Below are 24,341 nucleotides of genomic sequence, written 5' to 3'. Positions count from 1 at the left end.
TATAGAAAGAGGAGAGAACAGTGAAAAAGGGACAAGAAAAAGTAAAAAAAGAATTTAGGTCCTAAAACATAAGCAGAAGAGTTCCATCAGTTTTTGGCCAAACCGCCCTCTCAGGTCCTCTAACAATCGGTAAACCTGTTTCTTGGCGGTGTCGGGTTTGATTCCAAGCAAATCTCCTATTTCCCGGTAGTTAAGGCCACTGTAGAACTTCAAATACAAAAGTTCTCTTTTCCGGGGATCTAAATTTGCTAACATTTTCTGCAACGAAGCCGTTCGGTTATCAGCCGATTCTCCTTCGATCAGCTGTTCTTCAAGGTCAAATTTAAGATGAAAGCTTAACAGCTCTTCCTCACCGACTTTGGCAACTTTTTTACTTTGCTGAATTTCTTTGATTATCGTTCTTCTAAGTGAACGCAGAAGATAAAATTCCAGATATTCCGGCTTAGTCAGGTTTTTGCGGTATTTGTATAAACTTATAAATAAGTCCTGAATACAGTCCTGAACCAATTCCCGATTAGGTGTGATTTTCATTCCATAGGCGAAAAGTACATCAACGTATTCATTGTAAATTTCGTGAAAAGCGAGTCTATTCCCATTGATGAACAGCTCCCAAATCCCCTGCCAGTACTCCCTATCTTTCAATCCCTTATTCACTTGCGATAATATAAAGTTAAGCTTTTATGTCTTCTCTTAACCAATCAGCTTGCGATCAGTTTACTTCGTTCTACTCTCAATAGCTTGATGTAACTTCCTTTGAAGCACCTTGACGGTATCTTGTATCGATACGTCAGAAATGATATTCTGGTTTTCATCCGGATCAATATTGTGATCATAAATCATTTGTCCCTGGATAACACCATTCTCATCAGTCCACTCAGAATAAAGATATCGCTGGTTCTTAATTGATTCCCCCCGTATATATCGACTATAAACAGCATCTTTCCATGTTCTTTGAGGGTTTTCCAGTACAGGTACAAAACTTTTCCCCTGAAGCTGTTTTGGTAAATCTATATTGGCCAACTCGCAAAGTGATGGAAATATGTCAACAAACTCGACCAAAGCTCTCGTTTCTCCCGCATTCTTGAAGCCAGGAGCTTTAACAATTAGAGGCGAATTCAAAGAGGTCTTAAAATTAGCATGTTTACACCAAAGGCTATGTTCGCCCAGCTGCCATCCATGATCACCCCATAAAACAACAATGGTATTATCTGCCAACCCAAGTTCATCAAGTGCATCAAGTACGCGCCCAATTTGTGCATCGACATAGCTGACACAGGCGTAATACCCGTGTATTAATTGCAGGGCCATTTCATCAGAAACAGGCCCTTTAGCCGGAACTCCATAATAACTTCTCAATTCGCCAAAATTATGCATGGCCTCTTTCGGAACACCCTGTGGCGGATAATAATTATCAGGTAGCTGGATCTCATCCGGCTCATACATATCCCAATATTTTTGGGGTGCGTTAAACGGAAGATGTGGCTTCAAAAAACCAGCAGCTAAAAAAAACGGTTTGCCCATTTCTTTCAACCTTTTTAAATCATTTATTGTTTTTTCGGCTAAAAGTCCATCATTGTAACCGTTATCATCAACATCAGCAGCCTCGTATGGTAACCCCCGTTTTATTCCGCTTCTCAAAATATTCAAGTTAGTGTCAGCTTGATAGTTCAGGTACGAACCGCCATTCTCCGCTGGGTTCCAAGGATCTTCTGACCAACTTTCCCGGATATCATTTAAATGGTGAAAAACTTTTCCATTCGATATGGTATAATACCCTTCATTTCGAAAAACTTCAGGAAGACTAACCGCTTGTGGTGCATCTTCCTCTGCTCGGGTAGCATAGCCTACAAACCGATCAGCCGTAGGCCTCATCCCAGTTAACAAGCTTGCTCTCGAAGCTCCACAAACCGGAACATTGCAATAGGCATTTATGAACGTAAGCCCCCCTGAGGCAAGGCGGTCAATACTAGGCGAAATGATTTGTTTCTGTCCATAGCAGCCCAATTCAGGACGCAAATCATCGACCGCGATAAACAATACATTGGGTTTCTTGGCCTCTTTTTTTCCCTGACAGGATAGTGTTACCGATAAAATAATAAAACACCCGATTTTTAAAAGCTTGTACATAGGTTTAGTTTTTGTTCGTTTACATACTGATTTGTTGATGTCTAATCATCCAGCTTCAACAGTTCTATCTTCTTAAAATCAACAGGTTGCCCTTCGGCCTGAAGTGCGATATATCCATCCTCAATAATTGCCCCCACAGGAATGGGGTAATTTTCAGGTAATAAAAAACCACCAATTTGTGGCTCGGAACAGTGCAAAACGGTATCACCCTCCATAACATGACTTATTGATCTGGCTCCATTTACAATGATTTCAACGGTCACCCATTCATCGTCAAAATAATAATTTGAAGAGGCAGGGACAATATGCTTCTCAGTTCGCTGCCCTCTCCATTCAACAGTGGTTCCCGGTGTGCAGAGATTTGCCGTATGCTGCTTCACAGAATCGGAACTTCCCAGCAACTGTGTTTCCAAAGACACCGGCCAATATTGCTCAATACCCATGCTCCCGGCCGATTGGGAATGAATCATGATACCGCTGTTTCGGTAACAAAACGACTCGGCATCGGGTAACAAAGAACCAACAAACCGGTATTCAACTCTCAGTTTGTATTTTGAAAGCTTTTCCTTGTAAAAAAGATGACCATAACGATTATTGAACTGATCGTATTCGTCGTAACAAACCCGAAGCAAGCCATCCTCCACACGAAAGACATTCAATGTATTTACACCCACTGAGTCACCTGCAACTTTTGGAGTCCAGCCATCCAGATTCTTACCATTAAAAATACTAAGCCATCCCCTATTATTATCGGAATGTAAAACCTTTTTTGTTCCTCCCGTACAGGAGCAAAGCACCATTAGCAGAATACTGATTATTTTCATAAATTCAGTTTAAATTGAATAATTTTAGATCAAGCAATTCGTTTTTATTCCTTCGACACGTTCTGTTTAAACATAAGAAAACAATGAGCGAATTGTGTTTCACAACTCGCAATCTTCTTCTTTAAAAATCATATTTTATTGTTGATGGCTGCGGTTCTGTTGCCAACTTACGCCATTCTCCCTCTATTTTTATAACCACAATATCATTGTCCTTATCGTAAAAAATGGTGCCATCCTGACTATTTTTAAGCGACTGATAATTCACGTGTTTGGCACTCTCTTCATAATTCTGTTCATCATCTCCCTCGGGTTTCTCCTTCCGAATATCATCAGTCCCAATCCTTCCTAACGTCAGCGCATTCGAAAGTGTCAGCGATCCGTAAAAAATAGCCTGGTCGCGGCCAAATAGAAACGAATGTTGCCGGACATCCGAACCTATGCGAAACCAATTGTAAGCCAGAGTAGAATGATTATACTCAGTCCCGTAATAATACATTTCAGCAACAGGTTTCCCTTGCTCGATGTGCTTATTGACCAAAAGCGTGATGCGTGATTTGTCGTCCTTCGCATATCCTTCGAAAACATGAAACCCCCAACGTTTTTTGTTTTTCTCGTTTTGGTTTCCGCGAACCTGAACCATATAGGGCGTACTTAAAATACCATTTACAGTGGTGTACATAGGAGTTAACGTCGGATCAAACCCAAAATGATATCCCCTGTTCGTCCACTTGCTCCAGGTTGAATCAATATCTGATTTCAACTCAATCCTAAAGCGATCGGAATGGGGAGATCCTTCGAATAGCTGAAAATATTGCCTTGCCACTTGTTTCTCAACCTTAGCTTGCCCAAACGATGCAATACTGAGAACCAGCAAGGTTAATACAGTAACAAAACTTATCACTTTCATAAACCGATATTTTAAATGACTGTAAACTTCTTCAAGTTAAGCTATTTACTTTAACTTTCCGTTTTTTACGCTCCAACGTGGTACAATTACCATCAAGGTTTATTATAGCTCATCCACTTGAACGATCACGGGACGCTCCGATACGTTGACTTCTACTTTGTGATTCACTACGGTCAGCGCTTCCTTTTCACCAAGCTCTTTTTGGTCCTCTAAACGAATTTGTGTGACTGAATTAACCTTTTCTGATAAGTTTAATTGAAATCCATCAACCGATGTCCCATCAGAAGTAGGACACCAAAGCACATAGGCTCCCCTACCATTCTCTGGATTCTTAAATTGATAAATCCACACATTCTCGTTTCCTGAGTCCACTTCTTCTTGAAATAACATGTCAGATAACGCATGTTTTAGCGTTTTCACATAAAACCACGATGGCTTGTACTCTTCGTCGACAGTGATAAAACCACATTTACCGTAGACTCCGTGTGGATAATTTTTCAGGTCATTGGCCAAAAACATCTGCATTCTGTCTAATCCTGCTGCTGCACCGATTAGAAATTCACGAACCAACCACTGTCCCTGAATTTCTTCCATGGTAATTTTTTCGGGGTACAACTCATGTCCCCAAGCTGCAGACTGATACGTTGATGAGTCGGTGTCCCAACCAAATTCGCTTAACCATACTTCTTTGTCGGGCAAGTTCTTGTCTCTCCAGGCGATGACTTTTTCAAGCTTTTCTTTTAATTTATCTGCTTCGGGACTTATCCCATAAGCTTCTTCCCCTGAGTGTTGTTTCCCCATCGTATTGCAGTAGTTGTGTAGATTGATCACTTCGGATGGGAAACTGCCATCACGATGATAATCAGACCATAATTTCATAGCCTGTACATAACTCAAGGATATACCGGCAAGCCCTCCAAACACAAAATTGATATTCGGGTCAGCATTCTTTACCCCAAATCCTTCCCCCATTTGATTCAGGTGTCCATCATAGGAGGCACTGCAGAAAGCGGCAAATTCGTAGGGTGTGAAATGTTCAGACGGCCAACCCCACCAGCCATTCGGCTCGTTCCAGTTTTCAAAATAGCGAATCAATCCCATTCCCGTTTTCTTTGGGCTTACTTCAGTGGTTCTTAATAGTCGGTCCTCAACCGGATTGTGCCCATAGCGAGCCACGTATTGAAACGAATAATCGGAAATTAATTTATACGAAAACGGATCGTCAGGATCACCTCCAAAATTTGGCTTACTTTCTTCTTCATTTTCCTCGTCAACATGTCGATGAATACATGGTACACACTCAATTCCCATGTCCAGCATTTTTTGATAGTATTCATCACTATTGCCGATTTCCATTCCAGCGTATTCATTGTGTCCTTTATCACTTCTGATGTCACCCCAATCGATTGGAGTCTCCAAATCCATCACTCCATTCCAACGCCATGGACGATATTCCCGAACGCTACCAATGGCTTCATGAACTCGGTCTGGAGTGCTGATGTATGAATTCATTCCTATAAACTTATCCATGGTTGTTGTTACCGGCTTTTGAGTAGCAGCAACATCTTCCACTACCTTCTCTTCCAACGGATAACCAACAATAACGACTTCTTTTATGGCAACATCACAATTCTTAGGAAACTCAGCAGTTTTATCGTATTGCTCTGTTGCATGCTTTTGCAATTGGACAAATTGCGTTTGAGTATTTAAGTCAATTTTTAACCATTTGCCGCTGTTTTGCATTTCCAACACATGAGGATTCTCCCAAGCAAATGGCTTACCTGATGAAACCTGAAATTTACCACCTTCAATATTTTTATCTTTTTTGCCATCAAACACCCAAATTGAAGTGATTTGATAGTGGCACCCTAAGTCAATAATAAGCCCAGCAGGCCAATACGTTGTTACACCATAAGTGTCCCAAAGAGTCTCGGGAATACCGGTCGTATCTTGCTCATCGAACCAGTTCATATGCTCTCCCGAACCGGTTTCGTTTATGACCATTTCTTCGGATATCTTTATTATTTCAGGTGTTTTAGAAGTACACCCAATTATAACAGACAATATGGATGCAATAAACATAGCATTTTTCAATTTCATAATTTTAGTTTTTTGTTAGTTTTTCGATTAACCAATCAGCCAGTTTTTCTTCCTGCTCCGGATAAGTCCAGTGTGCTGTTTCTGGAACGATAAATATTTCCTTGGGAGCTGTAATTGTATTGTATGCTGAAAACGTGGAAGTGGGGCCACAAACCCCATCATTATATCCCCAGGAGTACAGCCCGGGTACCTTTATAAACCGAGCAAAGTTGACCACATCATAGTAAGCTGAAGTTTCTACTTTTTCAGCAATGGGATGCGGTTCTCTCTGAAAATGAAAGGGCCATCCTCCCGCCCGTCCATGCAAAAAGCCAGTATGATCACAGAAAGCCGGATAACGGACAGCCAGATAATCAATTCGGGAATCAAGCGAAGCGGTCACAATTGAAAGTGCGCCCCCCTGGCTTCCGCCGGCAACGGCAATATTTTCTCCATCGAACTCTGAAAGTGAACAAAGAAAATCGACAGCTCGCACACACCCCAAGAATACCCGTTTGAAATAGTAGTCATCTCGGTTGTCCAGATTATTATACCAGTAATCTTTTAAAGCACCTTCTCTTAAATTAGCATATACCGAAGACTCCATGGTAACCGGAATGCCATGAATACCAATCGCAAGGGTTATAATTCCTTTTTTTGCTTTTTCAACATCACCGTACATCGGCCAAACTCCCGCACCAGGCACTTCGAGCAACGCAGGATGTTTTCCCTCGGAGGTTGGCACACAAAGAACTCCGAATATTTTGCCTGTGATATTATTGAAGCTTACTTCATATACTTTCACTCCACCTGCTTCGCGTTCTGGCAGTTCCCTGAAAACCGGTTCCAAAGGAATCTCTTTCAATTGCATTTTTCCTTGATTCCAAAATTCCTCGAAATCCTTTGGAAGCTTACCCGTTGGCTTTATCTTCTTTGGTTCATATCCTACAGTTGCCGTCCCTGTATAGGTTTTATTTTCGTACTTAAAGGTAGCTGTACATCTTAAAAAACCGGGTTGCGCCATGCCTTTGGCATCTACAATTAAACCACTTTCTGGAATTGCTACTGTTGCTGAATCGATAGCAGGCATTTTTTCAGGTCCTATTGTATAACTTATCTGAGCACCTTCCAATGCCACATTCGATTTTAACACTTTAATCGAAAAGCGAACCGACTCATTAACCGCATAATTCCAATCACTGTGATCAGGTGAAACAACTACCTTAATAAATTCTTCCTTGGGCTGACAGAAAACCTTCTCGGGAGCCATCCCCGCAAAAGTCATCCACCAGATTAGAAAAAATAGTTTACTTCTCATTCTCATAACTTACGTCATTCTGGTTATTTAATATTCTTTTTTTCAATGGATTTTATTCGGTTGTCAAGCCTGCAATTCTTACCGTTTTTAAGGTAGGCTTCCGGGTGGGTGGTTCCGGGAGGGACAGCTAGCTGTACATCTTCAATCAGCAATCCGTCAAAATCTTCGCCATAAATGGCATTCGTATAGTAATCGGGCATTTCATCCAACCATTGCACAGAATAGTTTCTAATTGAAATATCCTTTGTTCCTTTCAAATAGATAGCAGGTATATCATGCGCGAATACTGACAGCTTATGGTCTTTGGAAGGGCGTAAATCAAAGTTTCCTCCTGAATATTGTTGAAATTTTCCATTGGAAATCTGCATATCAACTCCATCAAAACTGATATTTCGTATTGAGCCCGGATGAAAAGCGTACAACAAAACACCAGCTTCGCTATTAATCTGAATATTGGAAAAACGAATGTTTTGAATGAGCGAATGTTCCCGCCTTTTTTCGGCATCTTCATAGGAATTATCCAACGGCATTTCTGAAATATGAATGGGCTCCGCTTTTCCCCACCACCCCGAATGCAAGCGGGTATTAATAATTAAATCGGAGAAAATGATGTTTTCAATAGTTTCACCCAAACGACCGTTGATGCAAATTCCCCGATTGCTATTCAAAATCAAATTTTGAAAAACACAGTCACCAATCCTGCTTTTTGCCCAACCTAGGCGGATGGCAGCCGAACGAGATTCGATGGTGCAGTTTGTTACTGTAATATCCCGAGCTTCACCATCACAAAAGCCATCGGCACAAGGGCTAATGGCGATACCATCATCACCCGCAATAATGGTGCATCCAGAAATATGCACATGCTGAGACTGGCTGATATCCAGTCCATCAGAATTAGGAACCAACAAACTGTTCAGCACTTTGATGTTAGTAAAATCAACGTATTTGCAGCATGCCAGATGAATGTTCCAGTTTGGTGCTTTCTGAACAGTTATTCCCTCAAACAGCATGTTTTCGCACTCAATGAACGTCATCAACATACCGGGACGGTCTTTCGTTTTTAGCGGACCATCCGGTAATCGAACTTTAAAATCATTCCCTTGCCTAACCACGGAATAATCCACCTGCCACTCCGGCCCAGTGACATCTGCATCAAAAAAAGCCATGTCATTGCCATCAATCACTCCACGACCAACAATCGAAATATTTTTAGCTCTCTTTGCCCATATAAACGAAGTACTTCTGCCTTCTGATTTTACACCGAGGTCATCGTAATCTTCCAGATTTGGGCTGGCCAGGATTTTTGCACCGGCATCCAATTCAAGCGTCACACTACTCAGGATTTGTATCGATCCGGAAAGATAAACGCCGGAAGGAAAACGAACCGTTCCCCCTCCGGAATTATGACAATCTTTAATTGCGGCATTGATTGATTCCGTATTTAAAAATTTCCCGTCGCCGACAGCCCCATAGTCTTTTACATCAAATTCTTTCGCAACGAGAATTTGAACAATAAAACAGAGAGCCAAACAACAATAAATAAATTTCATCATCAGAAATATTTAAGGAATCAAAACTTTTACAGTGTTGGATGCCTGACAATCAGCTAATTTAATTTGATTGCCTTTGATCACATTTCCATTAAGACTTACAGTTATCTCAGATACAGTGGAGCGATTAATCTGAATATCAAAGCTCTTGCCTCTGAAGATGCGACTAACACTGATTTCATTCCACTCAGCAGGCAGTTTGGGATCGATAACAAGTTGATCAAAATCTGGCTGAACACCAACCATTTCCTTAGTCAATACATTGTAAAACCATGCCACTGATCCTGTAATCCATGTAAATTCCATCTGGAATTTGTTGTTTTTATGGTCAGGGCCGTAGCAGCCATTCGCATAAATATAGGGAGGCATATTTTGTTTGGCATCGCTGCCCGATCCTTCAAAATACCCCGGCGTAATTTTTTTGAATGCCTGATAGGCTTCTTCCACACGACCTGCTCGTAACAATCCCATGACCATCCAAACATTAACATGTGAATAAACGGTGCCATTCTCGCAAATACCCGGTTCCATGCAACTGATACGGCCAATATTCGGGTCGAAAGAAGTAAAAGTTGGGGCCAAAAGCAGGTAGCCAATATCTGTATTCAGCATTTTATTGGCTGAGTCAACCACTTGTTGCTGACGTCCTTCATCAGCAATCCCGGCAATCATTGACCAGCTTTGGGTATTCAAAAATATTTTACCTTCATGGCTTTCACTCGAACCAACCGCACGTCCATTATCATCGTAACAACGGATGTACCAATCACCATCCCATGCATTTTTGTTGATTGCATCCTTAATATTTTGGTATCTAGAATTGTATCCATTGACTTTTTCATCTTCCAGATGCTCAAATAAGTCAATCATTTGTCGTAACGCTTCGGCATAAGCCATACTCAGCCAAACACTTTCGCCACGTCCTTCTTTACCGATTGCAGTTAAAGAGTCGTTCCAATCGCCAAATTTAATTAGTACTAAATTGTGGGCGCCTTTGTTATTTTCAAGGAAATTTAAAGCCCGTTCAATATGCTCCAAAACGGTAGCTGAACCTTCATCGAAAAATTGAATTTCCTCAGATAGAAAATCAAAATCAGCGGTCTCTTTTAAGTATGACACCAATGTAAACACCAACCATAAAGCGCTATCAGAGTATGGCTTGGTATCCACAGGATTCCACCCACGAAGGGCCATTCCACTGGTATATTGGTGTTGTAAGGCTTCACGCAAAATCACTTTGGTCCGCTCCGGATTGAAAGAAGAAACCCCGTAACCGTGCTGTACGATATCGCGGTAGCCCATCCAGCCCCATCGGCACCATTGCGCACCGTAGGCAGTTTGGTGTTTCATCCACACGTTCAACATCCTGTTCAAGTGCTCGTCCGGTGTATTAAAACGGTTGTTCGCAATAAAATCGTTGTGATATTCTTTTAATTCCTCGAAAGCCTTATCCATTTTGCCGAGGTATTTATCCTTCAACGGCGTCATATCTTCCACCGAATCTGAAATACCCAAAACCAAATTGATTTTTTCAGATTGTCCCGGCTCCAATTCCAGTTTAAATTGGGTAACTCCAACTGTTGCATCACTTGACCCAATTGAACTGCGGCACTTTCCTTCTACCACCACTTGTGGCTCGTTCATACTATTGTACTGACCAACGAACGCATCGCGACTACCGTCAAAACCAATAATTTTCTTATCAGGAGCCATAAAGGCTGTTTGATGATTATGTGGGGTTACATGTGGATGTTTGTTGGCAATCAAAGCGTTGTTTTCTTCATTCAAATAGGTAGTTCGGAAAAACATATCGCCGTAACTGTTGAAGCCCCACTTGTACGAGAACTGAAATTGGTTGTACACAAAAACACTCAGGTCTCTTTTCTTTCCTGATTTGTTTTCAAATCCCATGGTCCAAAGCTCAACCGGATCTTTGCCTTTAGGCACAAAAATTCGGAAAGATGATCCGATTTGATTGGTTTCCGATTTAATGATGGAATAACCCAGGCCATGAGTACATTCGTAGGAATCAAAAGCTTTCTTTACCGGCTCCCAGTTCACATTCCAATACTCTCCGGTTTCGTTATCACGCACATAAATCAGGCGGCTCATCAAATGATCGCGACCAAAAACATCGAAATCACAAATCCGGCCAATACCAGTAAACAACTGCACTGCTTCCTTTTCATCCACCTGGTAATCAAAAAAACCCACCCCTGTTTGATGTACTCCTGAAAAGAGTACATCGTTCCACATAAAATTATCAAAAGCCCTGGGGGTCTTTGGATCGGTTATCGTAAATTCTGTTCCGTCTTCGTTAAAATATCCGTACTTACTCATTGTCTTTCTATTTTGAAATTATTCTACTTTAATGTTTATGCCTTTTTATAGTTTCGAACCTTCTTAATCAGCATTTGAGCCACCGGAATGGATAACGCTTGAATCAAAGCAATTATCACCAGAACATATCGTAATGCAAACTCAGGCGAAGCATATTCGGATGCTATCAAGAAAAGAAGACATCCAATCATACGACCTACAAATAATCCCGCTTCGTGATTAAAGATGTAAGCAAACTTGTTTCGTTTTTCCAATTCGGATATGTGATCAATTACACCCAATTGAATCGGATAGTAAGCTGCATCAAGCAACGGTCGGGATAACGAGTTGCATATTTGGTAAATCACTACTCCAATAGCACTGAAAAAGATGCTATTGACCATGCCACCCATGAGAAAAACCAATAAGCCAAATGAAAAAACATAGATTCGATGCTCTGGCCTGGAAAATCGACCAATCAGGTAAAGAACCAACGCTGTGATTATTGATCCTACAGCAACCAGTCCGCCCAGTGAGCCTTCTTTACCGACAAAGCTAAGAATCAGCAAAATGGGGAAAAAGAAAATAGCGGCCTGGGCTATCCCCTTAAAACCTCCAAGTAACAACATCCAATTCCAATCTTTATGAAACTTGAAAAAGATAAATCGTTCATTTTTAGGATTATCGAAATCACCTTGATGCACCATGATCGAAGAAAAAATCGTTAATCCGAAGACGACAACGGTTAATGTGATGTAGGCTGCTTTTGCAGGATACCACCCAAACTCCTCACCAGTGGCAATAAAATAACCTGCAATGGCGGGAATAAAAATAAAAGTAATCGTGTAGAAAAAAGTTTCCATGCTGAAATAGTAGTTCCGATTGCTGTCGTTGGTAGAAGACAGCGACAGAAAATCGCGATTAGCCCAGAAAAATCCATACGAACACCCCATCACCAATCCTGAAATTGAAATTCCAACAATATCAACTGAATCCAACATCATCATGATGGTCATTGCGACACCACTCATCAGCATACCAAGCGAATAAAGGCGAGCAATTTTTATTCGCCGAAGCAACATTCCATTGACCAAAAAAGCGACGGGTATACCCAGGTAAACCATTAGTTGGTAAACTACCACATAGGAAGTATTATCGGATTGACGCAAGATATAGGCGCCAACAAAAAGCTCCAAAATTGGTAATACCAACGCGTAAATAAGGTTAGTTAGCAACAAAATTCGCATGTTGCGCGGGAACGATGTAAAATGATCGTATTCTTTTTTAAATAATTTCAACATAGTCTTTATCGGTTAGTCAATTTTTAGTTTTTCGTATTTTGAACAAATCCCATCACCTCCGTAAAAGTGGCCACCCAAATTTCATCTTGTTGATCATTTATGAATTCAAGAAGTTCCTGGTGCACGCCCGCATCAACATCAATGTAATCGCCTCCAACACCATGAAAAAGAAAGATTCCCAATCCACCATTTTTCACTACAGTTTTAGCATACTGAATCAAATCATTTGCACTAGATCCCTGCTTTACACCGTAAGCTGGAACTTTGTATGGGTTAAGATTATCCAGGCTTGTAATACCATCAGTATCTTTGCCGTTTCTGGCATATTTCACTAATCCCGATTGTTTTAATGAATCCGAGTAATCGACACCTCCAACGACCGTTTCGCCACATGGATAGGCATAACTAACCGGCTTCTTCCCGGTTATGGCAAGGATAAGTTTGCTCATCATTCCTATTTCCCTAAGGATAGAAGGAACATCGTAATTCTCAGAATAGAAACGTGAAGATTTACCCGCTTTCCCATTTCCTTTACAGGGATGAAAAAGTGAATGATTCCCAATTTCATGCCCCTGATCACTTACTTGCTTCCATTCATCAAATCTGTTTTCAGGAAGGTACCCATAAAGAAAAAACGTTCCTTTAAAACCAAAAGCATTCAGCTGAGGAACAACATTATCTAAGTGAGAATTCAATCCGTCGTCGTATGATAAAACAATGGCTGCTTTTTTTCCGTCAGGCCATGCAAACTGAGCATTAATTACCTGACAGGTCAACACAATCAGAACTATTAAAAGTATAATTCGTCTATTCATGATGCCATCCCCCTTGATAGATTCAACTGCGGATATTTTATCCCAACCTTGTTTGTATTAATCAATTTTACGCTCATCTCATATCGATATTTCGATCAGTTTAAGTCAATAATATTTTTCCCGGGACTTATGTGAATATGCTTACCTGACCATTCGAATGTGCCAACGATACTTTCAGGAAGGGATACAAAACCTGTAATACCTGATTTCCCTTTTCTCGTTAACTCAATTTCAATTATTCCATTGGAATGCGGCATTTGGGCATGAACAGTCTTCAAATCACCAAAAGCTGGCTTTATAGAAACTTCTTTGAACCCGGGCTTTGATGGTCTTATACCACAAACAGTAGCTAAAAGGTCATAATTGGGGCTTGAACTCCATGCATGACAATCTGATCGTTCTGAATAGTCCCCCTCTTCAAAAGTACTTAACCCATTCTCTATCATTTTCTTCCAGTCATCTAACTGATGCAAATAATCATTTGCTAAGCCCGCTTTATACATGGCCTGAAAAAGATAAAAGCGAAAATAAATACTGGTCTGAATTAGCGATTTATCCTCAATCACGCGCTCAATCAGTTCTTTTTGCTCCGATTGAGGAATTGCATCTGTTAATACAGCCCAGATGTTAGTGTGCTGCGAGTAAATTTCATCTGTTGGAATGTCGCGAAAAAAGCCTTTTTGACGATCGTAACAAAGCTTGTAAACAGCTTCTTTTATATTTGATGCCAAATTCTTGTATTGTGAAGCCTCATAATCATGGCCAAAATACTGAAATAACTCGCTTGCATTATCCAGTGCATATGCAAATTGCAATGAGATAAGAGCTGAGTTGCCAGAATCTGCACCTGAAGGCATTCCACACATGAAACCATCAGTCCAGTCGGTAAAGTTGAACCAATCAAGTGATCCCAACAGCCCATTATCATCCATTCGTCTTTCAAACCAACCTAACACTGAACGAATCCCTGGAAGAAATTGACGAACAAAAACAGGATCATTTCGGTGCATATAATAATCATGAACCAGATCAACCCAATACAACGAGAATGGGGGAATTACCTGCAGATTATTGGTTGGTCCTCTGCCCATCGTTAGTCCCTCCGGCATTCTCGATTGGTCTGCTTGCAACAATAAATTTCTCATTAACCGGTCATCACCAGAAACATATAAGGAAATCAGAGCCTGAATGCGGGAATCACCTAGATATTGAAGCTGTTCCCAATAGGGGCAATCCATGTATGTTTCACCAGCGCATAGACGTGCCGTCCACCAGCCCGTGTCCCATATTTGAGTTAAGGAAGGATCGTCTGTTTTGAAGAAAGCATTTTCCTCAAACGGATAGGCTGTGAAGATTAAATAAAAATCTTCTAATTCGAGAGGTTCTTCCGATGTCGTTATTTCCAGCTCCGCATAACGGCAGGTACGGAGCCACAATGGAATAAACTTCCTTTTTGTTCCACCATCTGGTATAAAAATATCGTAATAGCCTTCTATTTCTTTGCCCTCGATGATATTTCGGTTCCCTTTTTTACCATCTTTTGCATAGAGTGCCTCTGCATAGGTGACTTTTATGGAGCTATTTTTACCTCCTGATACAATCAGCTCCGGATATCCAATAGTCAATTTCTCATGATCAAGGAGCAACTTCACCTTTGAATTGGCCGGAACAATTATTCTTTTACCTCCACTTAAGAATTGCCGATCAGCTTCAATCCCCTCTGTTCGAGCAATTTTTTTAAATCGCGTGAGCCGTTGCTCCATCATTGGAATTTCCCTCGGGACAAGATGCCATAAAACACCATGTAAAAATCCACGACCTACACCTGTTTCAATCGCTTTTGGAGCTAACCACTTACTGTCATCATAACTTAGTTTTTGCCATCCCCATGGGTATAAATCAGCTGCAATCGAATCACAGGGGCCGGCAACAAAAAAATGCCTTACCATTTTATTTGTTACTGGATTGGGCTTGTAGGCTTTATTGTGGGTAACACGCCAATTAGTACCTCCGGTATTTAGTTTTTCACCTAAATATCCTGCTCCTTGCAGAATAAAAGCTGTGCGGTTTGAAAACTGCGATACTGGTCGAAATTCACCTAAATTGAAAACTTCAGCAGCGATAATATTTTCGCCCTTTTTTAGAAATGGAGTGATATTGACTGTTTCATATTTCCAATATTGCAGACTGCTTTTTGCAGGTCCTTTTGCGACTTCTACTTCGTTAACATACAACCGATAACGATTATCTGCCGACACGTAAATAACTGATGAATCACAAACCTCATTTAGATAAAATTTTCTCCTAAAATTGAATACAGAATATTCAAAACCGGAAGCTGTTGGATGAGTGATCCAGGCTGACTGCCACATGTGTCGCTGATTATTCCAATCCGTATTTACCTCCACTGGTCTCTCCTGTGGCTTTCCCGTTAAAGGAAATATGACAATAAGTAGTATGAGTAGTATTCGCGTCTGTTTCACCTTTTATATACGTTATTGTTTTTGCCTTACTTTAATCTTTTTATTGAGGTTTGATTTAATTTTCGAAATGATACAACTCAAGCGGCTGCGATTCAGGAATAAAATCCCATCCTTTATCACCATTTCTCCTTAAGGTTTCCCAACGAAGTATATAAGTGCCATATTCATCTGAAGTGTCTTCAAGAATATTCACGGTAGCCAAATCACTATCCCACCTCAAATTGGTTAAACTGTCCGGGTAGTTTTGTTTGAATTCAATTTGCTTGATCACTTTCAAATTGGCTTCATCAATCACAAATCTCTGTTGTCCAACAGTATCCACGTAGTATTTTTGAGTAAGCTGATCTCCTTCAAGTTTAACCTTCGACAAGCCAACACGTGCAATGATGGAACCCCAGCCGCCAAAATCCCAACGCCAGTCCCAATCAGTCGCCTGGTAAATTTTCCATTTCCCGTTTTCACTTCTTGCGTTGTAAATTTGAATGTTTCCGTTCTCATCATATTTGTGATAGGAAGCAATCACCCGATTTTGGGAGTCAAAACCAATTCTGATATTGCCATTCAACATCCCATTTTGAGCTGGCACGGGATCAACAATATCACAATTAGCCAGCGTAATTGGAATCGCCTGTGTAGAGCCGTCACTTTTTTCCCAGTGAATCAGATCTTTACTCCTCGCATAACTTAAATTGGTGTTCGTGTTGGCATCCGGATTCTCCCGCCAAACCCAAAGCATATGAAAATATCCATCAGGCCCCAACTGTGGTCCTTCTATGTATGCATTTGTTTTACCTTCTCCATTAATGAGTGGCTCCTCAACTAATCGGCTCCACTTTTTACTTTCAGCTTGGTACCGGTTATAAATCTGGCTTCCTTTTCCACTGCTCCCGGTCCGATAATTGAAAATTAAATCGCCATTATGATCTTTGAAAAACCGTGGGTATGTTACTGCATGTTCTTCGTTTCCAATTAAACTTTCTTTTTTAACCAAACTGGTTACGTCATACGGTTTTTCAGCTTGAAAATAAATGAGTGGTACCACATGCATGTTCCCTGAAACGTGCAAACAGCCTTCCTCATCCAGCACCATGGTGATGTAATTGTGCGCATCCCACTCGACTTGAGTATCCAACCTCTTTTTTATCCAGGTATTTTCTCCCAACTTACGTTGGGCAACTGTCATATACTTAGCGCTGTCGTAATAGGCAATAAATTGATGTGGTGGAACCGTTAAAATATCATAATTTGCGGCACAACCTGACCATATTTGGTCAACAACAAGTTTGTCAAATTCCTTCTTTGTTTCAGTCACATTTGATTGACATCCCATTATCAGTCCCATCACAAGGATGATAAAAAGGGAAGCAGCAGTCTTAAAATTCATCGAAATTCTCATGTTTAGTATTAATTGGTTTGAATGATAAATCCAGCTGTTTCAGCTAGCTGTGTGTCGTCTACCTCAAAAATGATTGATCCATTTTCCCATTTCCAATCCGAACAGGGTTCAATTCCATCAACGCTTAATTTTTGTACAGACGATGGTTTACGGGAAAGTTGAATAGAAAAACTACCTGCATCAAAAGGTACAACAGCAAGTTTTGATGAGTTAAAGATGCTTTCATCTGTTTGAGAAATAACAGCCCAGCGTCCCTGCCATTCAATAGATTTAAGAGTTTCAATACTTTCGTCTTTGGAGCCATTCAAAATCAATGTTGTAAGCACTTTCTCCTCTTCTATTAAATCTTCTCGTCCCCAACATTTTATTTCGGGTGGATTTGTTAAATCTCCTACATGGCTATTCAACCATACTGGCTCCCATTGAACATTCTTTCTATACCAGGTGTAAACTGCCAATCTACGATTCAAATATTTTTTAGGAACTGAACTTCCGTCATCTAAGTGCGTACCCAAAACTGCCCCGGGAATACCCAAAATAATTGAGTTTAGAATCACATTATCATCTTTGTGCCAATCATACCCGGACGACCCGCTAACAACTACTTGCTTATTCGAAAGCAGTGAAGCCCAGATACTCCATTGATCATGCCCCTCTTTTACCGCATGCCATAAATCCCCTTGATCATCCAAGGAAACCATTTCGACCACCGAAAGGAAAAGCGGATTGATGCCATAATACATGATTGTCACATCGGGATCGACGCTTTTAGCTGCATTAACGATTAGTTTAAACAGCTCGAAACTATATCTTTCGCCCCTAATCGCCGGATTTCTGGGAACCCCCATATTCGGTGACGGCATTCCGTACCCAAAATCCAATTTGATTATTTTGGGTTTTACATTTTCCATTGTCCAAATAGTACGTTCCCGAAGAAACTTACGAGAACGCTCTGAACTAACATCAATGCAGTAAAACCCGTCACCAAAAGGATCAAAACTCCAGCTGGATTTACAAGGTATTCCATCTTTATTGACGATCAAATCTGCTGAAGTCAATCCGGCTTTTGCCGTATCAGTAATCCAGCCTAAAGTCTCCCACACACCCCGATGCATCTGATTGTCATCGACATACTGAAAATCCTCATAGAAATTTGGGAACCGCTCAAAACTTGGCCTGCCCAAACCTTGTGATTCCTCCCATGGATCATCAACTATGAAAAGTTCGGCTCCAACTTTTTTAGCAAAATCAACCATCGGACGAATAGGATATTCTTTGTTTTTCCAATTTCCCCATGTGTTCCAGATCGATTTTGAATGAACTTCTGAGATTGGCTCTTTCGGTGGAAATGAATTAAAATAATCGCGAAAAGCCAACCAGGAGTTTTCGCCAAAAGTGATGCGCAACGGTTGCTCCCATACTCTTTCCTGTTCTCCGGCTCCCCATAAATCTTCCCTGTAAACATATTTGACATAACCATGTATATTTCTAAGTTGAAGCAACATAGCTGCATTAGGGATTGATCCGGCACCAAAAGCAGTCCAACCGTTGTCATTTCCCATGGCAAAGCCTAAAACAGGTCTTGGGAAAGCTGCTCCATAAAGCGTTCCCATTGATGGCCCATAATTTCCCAAAGCAATCGTGGTTTGACCAAAGTCCCACATCCGGAAGTAACTTTGAGCCGTTCCTTCTTTAGCTCCTGGCACACAGAATCCGGCAGCACTCCAGTCGCCTCGGAAGCCTATTTCATCGGCGTCCAGAAAAGCTTTTCCTTCCTCAGAAACCATGGAAGTACCAAAATACAAATCGATGATATTGGGGATGCTATTGGTCCATTTTAAAGAAAGCTTTTCAATACCGACACCCCAATCTTGCTTGCTCACAATCATTTCTCCGGTGGCAAACTCACCAAAATTCAATGCTAAAATTGTTTGGTCATTCTCAGTTGAAATTCCATTTTCGCTGACTTCGGCTTTAATGTACTGCCTATTTTTCTGTTCATCTTCGATCAAAAACGCAGGCAACACGCTGCCACTCCAAATTTGTTGTCCGGTTGTCTGCAAAACAGTTTTTGCCTGGTCATTTTCTAGATCCCACTGAAAATTGAAATTCCCGGATGCGTGTTTCCAGCTTGTTTTTTCATCAACCATTGAGAAAGAGCCGATGGATGAACATATCAGTATTAATAAAATTGATAGTTTAAGCTTTATCATAAGTTTTTTAGTTTTATAGGGTCTGTTCGTTTCTTAATTTTTCTTGACCTGTACTTTTATTTTACCCCAATGAACCGACCTGTACATCGGCATGTGGGTTTTTGTTTCGTAATGCCCTAAAAATTCAATTTCATGACCATCCGGACAGTCATCAGCAATGCGAACCACCGAGCTAAAAGTGAAACCATCCGGCCAAATACCCGGAAGCATCTCATCCACCAATGTCTCATCTTCGGCTACCAGGTATGGATCTTCAGAAAATAAACGCAAGCGACAACTATCTTTATAAAGCAGAATACGCTCTGATGGGTTAACAACTCCATCTCCATTTCCGATACCGTATGCAGAATCAACTTTGTTTTTTAAATAATCACTTTGCAGGTTTGTGAACGAGACAGGAATGCCATCATCAACCTTAATATTCTCAAATGGAGCAACGTCAAACCAAACCGGTACGACGATATCATCTTCAAACTTAAGGCTATCGTTATGAATCGTTAGATTTAACTTCACCCAAGCTGGTGATCCGTCAGTGGGTGGTATTTTATTGCACTGTATTTCAAAGGGTGGAATCCGTTGAAGCTTTTCACCATTGCAAACAGAAAATGTTACAGAAGGCTGACTGATTAATACAGACGAATCAGAACATGAAACTTCAACTTTAATCTCACCAAAAGGAAGACTATCCCCTTTTCTGTTCAATAATTCAACGAATAACTGTTGCTTTTCACCGGGTATCAGAAAATGTTTGCCATCAGAAAAATGATAATCCGAAACTACAAGGTCTGGTCTGTTGTCTTTTGTTAAAATTCCCACCTCGCAACCGTTTCCAGACAAATCAAACTGCAAACTTCCGGCTTGGTTAGTTCGTATATTCCTGATTTCGGTTTTATCTTCTTTCGGATAGACAATTTGTACTTTATAAAGTGAATCCGGAACATATTTTGGTGTTGTTGTAAGGCTGATTTGTATATCTTTAATTGGAGGGCCTTTAGGTAACCACTGTTTTGAATAAAGACCAAAACCATCCTGATCAACATTTTCCAGGACAATAAAGCCTGGCTCTGATTTATTACTTTTCACTGAATAATCCCAGGTATCAAAGTCCTTTGATAAATCATAGTGCGTCCATCGGTCATTCAGAGCCGGGGGATTTTTAAACTGCTCAACGACAAAATTAATGGTAGATTCGAACACTTTGGTTTCGCCGGGAATATCAACCTGATGATCGCCTTCCAACTTTCGGTACTCATAATTTCCTAGATTCTCCCACAAAGCCCCATTGTGAACCGCGTCATTCAAACCCACCATTGGACAATTAGTCCGATTTATAAAAAGTAACCCCACATCAGCCAAATTGTCGAACGTGTATTTTACGGGATAGTGCGTATGATTTTCGGGAAGCCCAACAAAAAAGCCCGGGCTGCCAACAATATTTACAGCCGCTGAAACCATTTCAGGATACTTGCCGGCAATATAGAAAGACATAAATCCGCCCATGCTAAAGCCAATGATCCCCCTATTGTTTCGATTTTTAACTGTTCTGTAGTTGGAATCGATATGCTGAACAAGCTCGGGAAAGTAATCTGACATTTGGATATCATATTTCACATCATGGTGGTCGCCAATATTATAAGGGCGCTTTTCTTCATCATCCATTTTACCATCCCACATTACCATGATTAACTGATACTTATCAACTAGTTTCTCTATGTTCTCATAATCCAAATGGGCACTTGGATCTTCAAAATGACGACCTCCCCACCCGTGGAAGAAGTAGATTACCGAATACTCGCGATTTGATTTATAGTAATTAGCTGGCAGGTATATCCGATAATGTCTTTCATTGTGAAACACCTCACTATAATGAATTCTGTCCTGGGTTAATGAACCAGGACTTGAACAAGAAACGAACAACCAGACGACCGGCAATAAAAAAAAAACCTCGTTTAGAAATATTTTCATAAGATTACCCACCCAAAAACAAGAAATTAATGCGTAAACTTTCGACCTTTTACCAATTAAGAGAGTCAAAATTTAAAATCGGGACACATTAAATCAATTTTTAGAGTATTTTTTACTCTTATTTATTCATTCGTTTCCCCACAGGTCTTTCATATTCCCTTTGTTCTTTCGCCATTCTTGCCTCCACCTGAAAATTTCGTTCACTCCTATTTCCGGCAGTGGCTGTCTATCTTCTTTGGATACTGCTTGTGGTATTGATGAAGCTTTTTCCTGATACCAGTATGCAACACTCGCCAAATCAAGAGTTAGCCCATTTGCATGTCCATGTTCAATGCTAAATTTCAACGATTTTTCAAAATAAACAGGATCAGCGATATGAAAGCGGTAAACATGAGTTCGGCCTAACCATCCAACTTTTTCATTTACTCTGGCCGCCCCAAAATAGGGATGACTATACTTTTCATTGGGACTCCATGAGGTATTAAAATAATCCTCAGTCCCAGTTCCGTGTAATGTTGGTTTTTTATCACCATCGATATAAAACATGTCATCGCCCTCACCATACCACATTGGAGAAGGATTGATTACGTAGTAATTGACTCCAACAAACTGTCCTTTTCCTTGGATATCGGCAATTAAATAATTTTCATCTTCACAATCGTTTACACCATATTCCCGAGGATAATTCCACTCACTTTCACCATTATCAGGAGCAAGTGTTAACTTTTTGTTGTACCATGCATGAAACCGGCCTAATCCTTCAGGTAGTTTACCGTATTCCTGATAATCTATGTAATAGTAAAAAGCATGTATGGTCTTGCCACTTTGGTTCTCAATTTCAATCCTGGCACCTTTTTCAAAGGGCATTGCAAAATAACTCACCAATGCATTTCCATCTCGGGCAGCAGCGGCTAAAGGTAAAGTAGAAAAGTTGTAGCTTTCATTCCATCCCTGACCAAAAAACGGGCCGATAGGTGACTCAACGCTTGGGTACTCATTTCCGTCCCAATACATGCGAAGGATTATATCATTTCGGGTAATGTCAGGATTTAGTGGTGCGATAGTAATCCAGATATGATTAATAACGCCTGATCCTTTTACATCAAATAATGTAGCCTTCTTCCCATCTTCAATATTTGTCAGACGGTCATCGTTTTTGCCTGAAATATCATAGCTACTCACTCGTTTACTCTTTATACCATCTCTTATTTTCGCAATCCCCATAAGCTCACTCCCAAGATCTTGCGCTGACAACACACTACTAAACAGTAGGAATATAATAAATAGTCTGAATTTCATTGATCTGAATTTATGTATTGTTACTCCATTAATCGGGCATTTGGAAGTCAAGATTCTATTCTATAATCTTTAGACTCCTAATCTCTCAAAAGTTGTTTTTTAATAAGAGTATCTGTTTTAAAAAATGGGACAGGTTATTTTTATTAATTTGAGTAAGCTGATCCCAACTAATATGGGATCAGCTTCTTACAAATAACAATAGAAACCCTACTACTAAAGTTTCTTTTTTATATTTAAGGATATTGCGTTCCGTTAGCCAGATTCGGATTCAGTAGTATTTCACTGTATGGAATTGGAGCATGATAAATACTTTTATTGACGGTTCCCTTCGGTTGCAAATCCAATGGATCTTTAAGTGCTGCCATTTCTTCCACTTTTTCTGTGCGAATCAGATCAAACCAACGAGAATATTCTCCAGCTAGTTCCCACCCACGTTCTTCAATAACTGCATCTCTAAAATCAATCTTTCCTAAACCTGGAGTCAAATCGTCTAACCCGGCGCGAAACCGAATTTGGTTTATAGCATTGTAAGCTGCTGTATTCGGAGAACCATCGGCCATTGTCTGAGCTTCAGCATAAATTAACATCACTTCAGCTAATCTTAAGTGACAGATATCACGACCTGTCATAAATGGATGCATAAAACTTGGCAAGTATCTGATCGCTCCATCACGATACTTTGCCATATACGGATGTTTTGAAGAACTCTGATCAAAGGTAATCGTTGGATTTCCCTCTGCATCTTCAAATTGCGTATGGAATGTTGCATCTTTGCGCGGACCATCAGGGAAACGATTATAAAATCCTAATTCGAAAAACAAATCATCCCAACCATTTTCCTCACTTGGCATTGTTGTGTAACCCACGATGGAAGTTAGCTGCGGATTACCTGCAATTCCTGTATACTGAATAGACCATATAAATTCACTATTCTTTTCATTTTCCATTGTCCAAAGGTCAGCAAAGTTCTCCATCAACGTATATGGACCGTTATCGATCACGTCCTTTGCTTCAGCTGCTGCCAATGCATATTTTGATTCATCTTTTAAAGGCCAGCCTCCCATGGTTAAATATACCAATGAAAGATACGATTTTGCAGTCCAGGAAGTTGGTTTTCCCGGTTCGGTCCATGAAACAGGCAGGTTCGATTTTGCAAATTGCAAATCCTCAACAATTAATTCATAGATTGAAGAAACAGGTGAAAGTTCAATTTCCAAATCAGTTACAGTTGAAGTAACCAAGGGGAGGTCACCATAAACACGAGTTATCCAGAAATAGGCAAACGCCCTTAAAAAACGTGCTTGTGCCACAGATTGAGTGATAAATTCCTCTCTACCTTCGACCTTATCATAATTTTCCAACACATTATTTGCAGCGTAAATAATATCGTATGGATTTCTCCATGCCGATCCGATCAAAGCCGGGTTGATGTTCGTTGGATTAAAAGTGTCAAATTCGCGAAAATCCTGCTTATTTCCACCCGGAAGAGTCGTTAAATCATCAGCTCCCATTAAAGGAACCCACATTCTGGTTGACCCATATCCACCCCAAGGGTCCTGAATCAATGGTCTATATGCGGCAGTAACTGCAGCAGTCAAATCCGACTCGGTTTTGAAAAAAGAATCATTCACCAATGATCCAAGAGGCTGCTCTTCCGAGTCTTGGCATGAAAAGGTTCCTAATACCAAAAACAGGAAGAATAATGATTTGTATCTTTTATAATTGAATTTCATAAGAATCATTTT

16 protein-coding genes are annotated in these 24,341 nt (G+C 40.4%); all 16 read right to left on the bottom strand.

Annotated elements, in window-relative coordinates; genetic code table 11:
- Positions 1-54: 54 nt before the first annotated feature.
- The 16 genes from GR929_RS19500 to GR929_RS19425 all read right to left on the bottom strand — a co-directional run bounded on the left by GR929_RS19500 (position 55) and on the right by GR929_RS19425 (position 24,329).
- Complete coding sequence (locus tag GR929_RS19500; RefSeq protein ID WP_159523041.1) at positions 55-654, bottom strand: RNA polymerase sigma factor; 600 nt, start codon at positions 652-654, stop codon at positions 55-57.
- A gap of 60 nt (positions 655-714) precedes the next feature.
- Entirely contained in the window at positions 715-2,127 is a 1,413-nt protein-coding gene (locus tag GR929_RS19495; RefSeq protein WP_159523039.1) for a sulfatase, read from the bottom strand.
- A gap of 41 nt (positions 2,128-2,168) precedes the next feature.
- Entirely contained in the window at positions 2,169-2,951 is a 783-nt protein-coding gene (locus tag GR929_RS19490) for a 3-keto-disaccharide hydrolase (RefSeq protein ID WP_159523037.1), read from the bottom strand.
- A 121-nt stretch (positions 2,952-3,072) separates the two neighbouring features.
- Positions 3,073-3,858 (bottom strand): hypothetical protein, encoded by a 786-nt coding sequence (locus GR929_RS19485; RefSeq protein ID WP_159523035.1) that lies wholly within the window; start codon positions 3,856-3,858, stop codon positions 3,073-3,075.
- Between the two features lie 102 nt (positions 3,859-3,960).
- Positions 3,961-5,958 carry a hypothetical protein gene (locus tag GR929_RS19480; RefSeq protein WP_159523033.1) on the bottom strand — a complete coding sequence of 666 codons (1,998 nt, stop codon included), beginning with the start codon at positions 5,956-5,958 and terminating at the stop codon, positions 3,961-3,963.
- A 4-nt stretch (positions 5,959-5,962) separates the two neighbouring features.
- Positions 5,963-7,255: an acetylxylan esterase gene (locus tag GR929_RS19475; protein WP_159523031.1), complete on the bottom strand. Its 1,293-nt coding sequence runs from the start codon at positions 7,253-7,255 to the stop codon at positions 5,963-5,965.
- 23 nt (positions 7,256-7,278) lie between these two features.
- A complete protein-coding gene (locus tag GR929_RS19470) occupies positions 7,279-8,808 on the bottom strand; it encodes a glycoside hydrolase family 28 protein (RefSeq protein ID WP_159523029.1) in 1,530 nt (509 codons plus the stop codon).
- A 9-nt stretch (positions 8,809-8,817) separates the two neighbouring features.
- Positions 8,818-11,145 (bottom strand): GH36-type glycosyl hydrolase domain-containing protein, encoded by a 2,328-nt coding sequence (locus GR929_RS19465; protein WP_159523027.1) that lies wholly within the window; start codon positions 11,143-11,145, stop codon positions 8,818-8,820.
- Positions 11,146-11,180: 35 nt separating this feature from the next.
- Entirely contained in the window at positions 11,181-12,425 is a 1,245-nt protein-coding gene (locus GR929_RS19460; RefSeq protein ID WP_159523025.1) for an MFS transporter, read from the bottom strand.
- A gap of 23 nt (positions 12,426-12,448) precedes the next feature.
- Complete coding sequence (locus GR929_RS19455; protein ID WP_159523023.1) at positions 12,449-13,240, bottom strand: polysaccharide deacetylase family protein; 792 nt, start codon at positions 13,238-13,240, stop codon at positions 12,449-12,451.
- A 95-nt stretch (positions 13,241-13,335) separates the two neighbouring features.
- Positions 13,336-15,723 carry an alpha-L-rhamnosidase-related protein gene (locus tag GR929_RS19450; RefSeq protein ID WP_159523021.1) on the bottom strand — a complete coding sequence of 796 codons (2,388 nt, stop codon included), beginning with the start codon at positions 15,721-15,723 and terminating at the stop codon, positions 13,336-13,338.
- Between the two features lie 55 nt (positions 15,724-15,778).
- Positions 15,779-17,107, bottom strand: a complete 1,329-nt coding sequence (locus tag GR929_RS19445) for a BNR repeat-containing protein (RefSeq protein WP_159523019.1) — start codon at positions 17,105-17,107, stop codon at positions 15,779-15,781.
- A gap of 20 nt (positions 17,108-17,127) precedes the next feature.
- A complete protein-coding gene (locus GR929_RS19440; RefSeq protein ID WP_159523017.1) occupies positions 17,128-19,332 on the bottom strand; it encodes an alpha-amylase family protein in 2,205 nt (734 codons plus the stop codon).
- A gap of 33 nt (positions 19,333-19,365) precedes the next feature.
- Positions 19,366-21,189, bottom strand: coding sequence for an alpha/beta hydrolase (locus GR929_RS19435; RefSeq protein ID WP_159523015.1), 1,824 nt, complete (start codon positions 21,187-21,189; stop codon positions 19,366-19,368).
- Positions 21,190-21,423: 234 nt separating this feature from the next.
- Entirely contained in the window at positions 21,424-22,596 is a 1,173-nt protein-coding gene (locus tag GR929_RS19430; RefSeq protein WP_159523013.1) for a glycoside hydrolase family 172 protein, read from the bottom strand.
- A 233-nt stretch (positions 22,597-22,829) separates the two neighbouring features.
- Positions 22,830-24,329, bottom strand: a complete 1,500-nt coding sequence (locus GR929_RS19425; protein WP_159523011.1) for a RagB/SusD family nutrient uptake outer membrane protein — start codon at positions 24,327-24,329, stop codon at positions 22,830-22,832.
- Between the last annotated feature and the right edge of the window lie 12 nt (positions 24,330-24,341).

It is taken from the genome of Sunxiuqinia indica (assembly GCF_009847015.1).
Taxonomy (GTDB): domain Bacteria; phylum Bacteroidota; class Bacteroidia; order Bacteroidales; family Prolixibacteraceae; genus Sunxiuqinia; species Sunxiuqinia indica.
The sequence above is the reverse complement of the archived record's forward strand: the minus strand, read 5'-3'. Positions and strand labels throughout refer to the sequence as shown.